This window comes from Piscinibacter gummiphilus (genome assembly GCF_032681285.1).
Lineage (GTDB): Bacteria > Pseudomonadota > Gammaproteobacteria > Burkholderiales > Burkholderiaceae_C > Rhizobacter > Rhizobacter gummiphilus_A.
The window spans coordinates 533823-540000 of sequence record NZ_CP136336.1 but is presented as its reverse complement, the minus strand read 5'-3'; the positions used below and the strand labels follow the sequence as shown (position 1 = coordinate 540000).

The following is a 6178-nucleotide window of genomic DNA, read 5'->3' as shown; positions in this document are numbered from 1 at the left end:
CCACCAGCACCGCGCGGCCGATGGCCACGCCGCGCGACACGGGCAATCCAAAGACCTGAAAGCTCATGCAAACCATCCTAGCAGCGCAATTCGCGCCGCCTTCTCGGGGGCGACCCGTGCGCCTGTCATGGCCGCGTCATGCCCGCTTCATGACGGCGTCATGCCGCTCCCGGACCATCCCGGGCAGTTTTACCAGGAGCGACCTCCATGCGTGACCTTCCCTTGCCGACCCTGCCGATCTCGGCCCTGCGCCCCGATGCGCCTCGGAGGTCACTTCACCCACGCTCGGACGCTGCCCACCTTGCCAGCACTCACGCGCCTCGGTTTGAAGTGGTTTGGGCACGCGATGAACGAGAGGTTCGCGAAGCGCAACGCCTGAGGCACCTCGTCTTCGCCGAGGAGATGGGTGCGCGCCTGAGCGTGCCGGCCGGTGCCCCGGAAGGCCACGACATCGACATGTTCGACGCCTTCTGCGAGCACCTGCTGGTGCGTGCGCCCGGCGAAGCGGGCCACCCCGGCCCGGTGATCGGCACCTACCGCGTGATGACGCCGGAGGCGGCACGCCGCGTCGGCGGCCTCTACAGCGAGACCGAGTTCGACCTCACCCGCCTGCGCCCGATGCGCTCGAAGATGGTCGAGCTGGGCCGCTCCTGCGTGCACCCGGCCTGGCGCTCGGGCGGCGCGATCATGGCGCTCTGGGGCGCGCTGGCCGAATTCATGGTGCGCAACCAGCTCGACACCATGATCGGCTGCGCCAGTGTCAGCATGCGCGATGGCGGCCACTACGCCGCGAGCCTCTGGGAGCAGCTGCGCCACACCCACATGGCGCCGATCGAGCTGCAGGTGACACCTCGCCTGCCCTTGCCGGTCGACGACCTTCAGCACAACCTGGATGTGGAAGCGCCAGCGTTGATCAAGGGCTATCTTCGCTGCGGGGCGAAGGTGCTGGGCGCTCCCGCCTGGGACCCGGACTTCAACACCGCCGATCTGCCGATGCTGATGCGCATCGACGATCTGCCGGCGCGCTACCGCAAGCACTTCCTCGGCGCCTGAGCGTCGAGGCCCGAAGGCGTCACTCGCCTTCGCCGAACTTGTCGTTGATGAGGGCGCAGAGCGCGTCCATCGCGGCCTGCTCGTCGGGCCCGGAGGTTTCGATCTCGACCTCGGCGCCGAGCCCGGCCGCCAGCATCATCACGCCCATGATGCTCTTGGCATTCACGCGGCGCGAGTTGCGGGTCATGAACACATCGGACTGAAAACTGCCCGCGAGCTTGGTGAGCTTGGCCGAAGCGCGGGCATGCAGGCCCAGCTTATTGCTGATGCTGATGTTTGCTTTGATCATTGGCACCCGGTTTGTAGGCTTGGTTCTGCGGCTTGGACGTGGCCACCTGCATCACGCCCTGCGTGGCCCCGGCCACCGCCCGCGCCACCACGGCGTCGAGCGGCTCGTCGGCATAGCACAGCGAGCGCCACAGCATCGGCACGTTGACCCCCGCGATCACCTTCACATGCAAGCCGTCGGCCAGGCGCTGCGCCACGTTGCAGGGCGTGGCGCCGAAGACGTCGGTGAAGATCACCGCATCGGGCTCGCTGACGTGGGCGAGCAGCTCACGTGCCTTCGCTTCGATGTCTTCGACCGACTGGTCGGGCAACACGTCGAGGGCCTGCAGACGCGCGCCGCAATCCGGAAACGTGTGCTGAGCCACGGCCTTCAGCGAAGACGCGAGCGGCGCGTGGGCAATGATCAGCAGGCCGGGCATGGTGAGGCGATTATGAGAGGGTTCACCGCGCCGTCACGGCGGCCGCGACGGCCGGCCCGGCTTCGCGTCGCCACAAAAACCACAGATATGACAGGCTGCAACACACCGCCAACAACGCAAATGCCCCCTGGTAGGCCGACACCGTGCTCCACCCGGCCCCCACGAGGCGGTCGACGGCCGCGCCCATGGCCCATTGCAGGGTGAACACGCCAGCAAAGATGATGAGGTTGTAGGCCGACAGGGCCCGCCCTGCCAGCGACGCGGGAAAGGCCTGCCCGATGGCCGGCTGCGACAGCGACACGAAGGTGCTCGACACACAAAAGAGCCCCCACAGCCAGGCCGTCGCCTCCGCGCCAGCCCCCACGCCGACCCACAGCGCCACGATCGGAATCGGCATCCCTCGGGCGATGAGGCCATGCGCGGTCCACCCGCGCGCATACAGGCGGGGCACCAGGAAGCCCCACGCCATGAAGGTCAGCAGCATCGCCACGTTGATGCCGAAAAGCCCGGCGGCCGTTTCGCCCGGCGACCACCCGCACACGCGTGTCAGCCAGGGGCCGATCCAGAGCGATTGCAGCGCCACCATGCCACCGTACTGGAAGAACCCCATCGGCAGGTAGCGCAGGAAGACCGGGTGGCGAAACACCTCGCCGTAGCCGCCCGCGACCACCGGCAGGGGCGCGACTTCGAGCCGGTCCGGCGGCACGGCGCGGGCAATGAACACCATCGCCACCACGAAGAACACCGCCAGCGCCCAGAACAGACCACGCCAGCCCAGCAACGGCATCAGCCACTGCACCGGGAGGGTCGAGGCGATCAGCCCCAGCGAGCCCGTCATCAGCATCCACGAGTTGGCCCGCATCTGCGTCGTCGGCGTGAAGTTGCGCCGGAAGCTCGTCATCGGCGCCATCAGGCAGGCGCTCACCCCCACGCCGATCAGGGCGCGGGCGACGGTGAGCGCGACGAAGCTGTCGGCCAGCGCAAACGCCCCGCACCCGACGACCGCCACCGCGAGAAACACCAGCAGCACCCGCTTCGGGCCGTGGCGGTCCAGCGCGCTGCCGAGCGGCAGCTGCATCGCCGCAAAGCCGAGGAAATACGCCCCGGCCAGCAGGCCCAGTTCACTGGCCGTGAGCTGCAATTCGGCGCTGAAAGCCGGCGCCAGCGTCGCCACCACGCCGCGCACCAAGGCCGACGGAAAGTAGGCAAACGCAAAGCTCAGGAATACGAGCGTCGCCGTGCGCGCCGGCAGGCTTGTCGAAGGGGCGGTCGCGTTCATGGGCGCAGCTTCAACCCGTCGAAGAAGGTCGCGACCGCTTCGGCGTCGGGCGCCTGGCCCATCGCCGTCGCCTGGTACACGCGGGTGCCGCGTGCGAAGAAGCCGCTCTCCAGCCGCACCGCCTCGCCACCGGGCAAGCGCCCCCGCACCTGCACCCGCTCGGACTGCGGGTTGGGGGTCATGCCGGCCAGCTGCATCGGCCCGGTCACCGTGGGCGTGCCGCCCAGGTTGCCGGCGTTCGACGCACGCAGGTCCTGCAGTGCCTGCGTCACCTTCGCCGGGTCGGCCATGTCGGCAAACGCAAGTGCCCAGGTCACGTCGCCGGCCCGGCAGGCCACGAGCACCATGCGCACACGTGCCCCGGCCAGGCTGACCATGCGGGCGTCGGTCGTGGGCTTGCACGGGAACATGGCGACGGCATCGCTGCCGTCGGGCCGGATCTCGCGCCAGTCGAGCGCGGGCGCACACCCTGCCAACACCGACCCCGCCAACCCCAACGACAGCACCCGTGCGGCTCTGCGTCCGCGAAGAAGGTGAGACAACTGCATCGGGGCATTATCAAACGGGGTGAATGACAATCTTTGGATGAGCAATACCTCCACCGCCCCTGCGCTGCCCCTCGCCGGCATCCGCGTTCTCGACCTCTCGCGTGTGCTCGCCGGCCCGTGGTGCACCCAGACCCTGGCCGACCTCGGCGCCGACGTCATCAAGATCGAGCGCCCGATGAAAAACGGCGTCGGCGGAGACGACACCCGCGGCTGGGGCCCGCCCTTCCTGAAGGACCGCGACGGCGCCGACACCGCCGAGGCCGCGTACTACCTCGGCACCAACCGCAACAAGCGCTCGGTCACCGTCGACATCGCCACCGCCGAAGGCCAGGCGCTGATCCGCCAGATGGCCGCGCAATGCGACGTCTTCATCGAGAACTTCAAGGTCGGCGACATGGCCCGCTACGGCCTCGATGCCGACAGCCTGCGCAAGCTTTACCCGCGCCTCGTCTACTGCTCGGTCACCGGCTTCGGCCAGACCGGCCCTTACCGCGAGCGGGCGGGCTACGACTACGCCATCCAGGGCATGGGCGGCCTGATGAGCGTCACCGGCGAGCGCGACGACCTGCCCGGCGGCGGCCCGCAGAAGGTGGGCGTGGCGGTGGCCGATCTCTTCACCGGGATGTACGCGACCGTCGCCATCCTCGCCGCATTGCGCCACCGCGACGCCACGGGCGAGGGCCAAGTGGTCGACATGGCCCTGCTCGACACCCAGGTCGCGATGCTGGCCAACCTCGGTGCCAACTACCTGACGACGGGCGTAGCGCCCAGGCGCATCGGCAACGCCCACCAGAACATCGTCCCGTATCAGGTGTTCGAGACGGCCGACGGCCACCTGATCCTCGCAGTCGGCAACGACACCCAGTACGCCAAGTTCTGCGACGTGGCCGGCCGACCCGACCTCGCGCAAGACCCGCGCTTCATCAAGAACGCCGACCGCGTGCGACACCGCGCGACGCTCGTGCCGGTGCTGGCCGAGATCCTCAAGACCCGCAAGAAGCACGACTGGCTGAGCGCCCTCGAAGCCGCCAAGGTGCCTTGCGGCGCCATCAACGACCTCGGCGAAGTGTTCGCTGACCCTCACGTGCAGTCGCGCGGCATGACCGTCGCGATGCCGCACCCGCTGACCGACGCACTCAAGCTCGTGGCCAGCCCGATGAAGCTCTCGGCCACACCTGTGCAATACCGAAGGCCGCCGCCGCTCCTGGGCGAGCACACCGATGAAGTGCTGCAGGAGCTGGGCATCGGCGAAGCCGAGCGGGCCCGCCTGCGCGAGAGCGGCACGCTTTAGCCCGATCTCCGCGTTTTCCCCCCGCAAAAGCAGGCCCCGCCACGCCCCCTCGCTCCGGGGGAGCGGCGGTCTTCTTTTGTCACAACCTGCCCAAGTCCAGGGACACTTCGAAGGTCAATTTTTTGCCACCTAGTGACAAAAACTGTAAGCCGAGGCCCCCATGGACATGACCGAACTCAAGCGCGCTCCCGAAGCGACCGCCACCCTCGCCCCCGAGGACGCCGCCGTCGAGCACGACCATTGGCGTGAGGTCGTGGGGGAAATGAGCGCCGAGATCGCCGGCCCGCTCACCGCCGCCCTCGAGCGTGTGCAAACCCTCGCCTCCACCGGCCGCATCGACCGCTCCAGCCTGCGTTCGCTCGGCGAAGAGATCCAGCGCGCCCGCGAGATCAGCATGTCGGGCCAGCAGATCGCCCGCCTGGCCTCGGGCCGCCTGCGCCAGACCCCCGAGCGCCTGGCGCTCACCGAGACGTTGAAAGACGTGCTCACCCAGCGCAGCCGCGAAACCCAGGCCCGCGGCATCCACATCAAGCAGGTGCTGCGGCCGGCCGAGGTGGTGGTCGACGCCTCGCTCCTCTTCAGCCTGCTCAACACCCAGCTGACCTGGGCCATGGAGCACGCACGGTCCAACATCGATTTCCGCATCGACATCAAGACCTGGCCCGTGCATGCGCGCCTGACCACGCGCTTCGCGGTGCGCCCCGCCGATCAGCAGAGCGACTCCGATGACACGGCGCACCAGCTCGACACCATGACCTGGCGCCTCGTCGAGCAGACCGCGTGGACCATGGGCCTGCCCATCGAACGCAAGCTCGAAGGCCACGAGGTACACCTGACGATCGAGTTCCCGCGCACCGTGAGCGACCAGCTCGAAGGCATGAGCGCCATCGAACTCGACCAGGGTTTTTCGCCCTCGCTGCAAAGCAAGCCGCTGGTGGGCAGCCAGGTGCTGGTGGTCGCCTCGCGGCGCGACGTGCGGGTTCAGATCCGCGACGCGATCCGCAACATGGGCCTGATCGTCGACTTCGTGAACTCGGTCGACGAGGCGCGCGAGTTCTGCCGTGGCGGCCTGCCGCATGCGATCGTCATCGAATCGGTGCTGCGCGGCGAACGCTTCAACGAGATGCGCCGTGACATCGACGCCGAAGGTGCCGAGGTGGTGTTCATCGAGATCATCGAAGAGGGCAACACCTTCGAGATCTCGGGCTTCGGTGGGCTCAGCATGGCCCGCGTGGGGCGCGATGCGATCCTGACGTCGCTGCCCTCCGCGCTGATGTTTGAACTGGCGAAGACCGTCTGA

Annotated in this window: 8 protein-coding genes (1 of these 8 running past the window's edge); 3 read left to right on the top strand and 5 right to left on the bottom strand. The window is 68.3% G+C overall.

Going from position 1 to position 6178, the window contains the following annotated elements; all coding sequences use genetic code 11:
* A protein-coding gene (gene ptsP, locus RXV79_RS02605) for a phosphoenolpyruvate--protein phosphotransferase (RefSeq protein ID WP_316701882.1) crosses the window boundary here: on the bottom strand, positions 1-67 show its start. 1709 nt of this gene lie to the left of the window's left edge; 67 of the gene's 1776 nt are visible here — the first part of the coding sequence; its start codon is at positions 65-67; its stop codon lies beyond the left edge, outside the window.
* Positions 68-207: 140 nt separating this feature from the next.
* Between ptsP and RXV79_RS02600 the strand changes: the two genes are divergently transcribed.
* A complete protein-coding gene (locus RXV79_RS02600) occupies positions 208-1053 on the top strand; it encodes a GNAT family N-acetyltransferase (protein ID WP_316701881.1) in 846 nt (281 codons plus the stop codon).
* Positions 1054-1072: 19 nt separating this feature from the next.
* Here RXV79_RS02600 and RXV79_RS02595 read toward each other — a convergent pair whose 3' ends face one another.
* The 4 genes from RXV79_RS02595 to RXV79_RS02580 are packed head-to-tail and all read right to left on the bottom strand — an operon-like array spanning position 1073 to position 3587.
* Positions 1073-1342 carry an HPr family phosphocarrier protein gene (locus RXV79_RS02595; protein ID WP_316701879.1) on the bottom strand — a complete coding sequence of 90 codons (270 nt, stop codon included), beginning with the start codon at positions 1340-1342 and terminating at the stop codon, positions 1073-1075.
* Positions 1311-1760, bottom strand: a complete 450-nt coding sequence (locus tag RXV79_RS02590) for a PTS sugar transporter subunit IIA (RefSeq protein WP_316701878.1) — start codon at positions 1758-1760, stop codon at positions 1311-1313. The genes RXV79_RS02595 and RXV79_RS02590 overlap by 32 nt, the downstream gene beginning before the upstream one ends.
* 22 nt (positions 1761-1782) lie before the next feature.
* Positions 1783-3039, bottom strand: a complete 1257-nt coding sequence (locus tag RXV79_RS02585) for an MFS transporter (RefSeq protein ID WP_316701877.1) — start codon at positions 3037-3039, stop codon at positions 1783-1785.
* Positions 3036-3587, bottom strand: coding sequence for a hypothetical protein (locus RXV79_RS02580; protein ID WP_316701876.1), 552 nt, complete (start codon positions 3585-3587; stop codon positions 3036-3038). The genes RXV79_RS02585 and RXV79_RS02580 overlap by 4 nt, the downstream gene beginning before the upstream one ends.
* A 37-nt stretch (positions 3588-3624) precedes the next feature.
* Here RXV79_RS02580 and RXV79_RS02575 point away from each other — a divergent pair, with 37 nt between their 5' ends.
* Both RXV79_RS02575 and RXV79_RS02570 read left to right on the top strand, forming a co-directional pair.
* Positions 3625-4878 (top strand): CaiB/BaiF CoA transferase family protein, encoded by a 1254-nt coding sequence (locus RXV79_RS02575; protein WP_316701875.1) that lies wholly within the window; start codon positions 3625-3627, stop codon positions 4876-4878.
* A 160-nt stretch (positions 4879-5038) separates the two neighbouring features.
* Positions 5039-6178, top strand: coding sequence for an ATP-binding protein (locus RXV79_RS02570; protein WP_316701873.1), 1140 nt, complete (start codon positions 5039-5041; stop codon positions 6176-6178).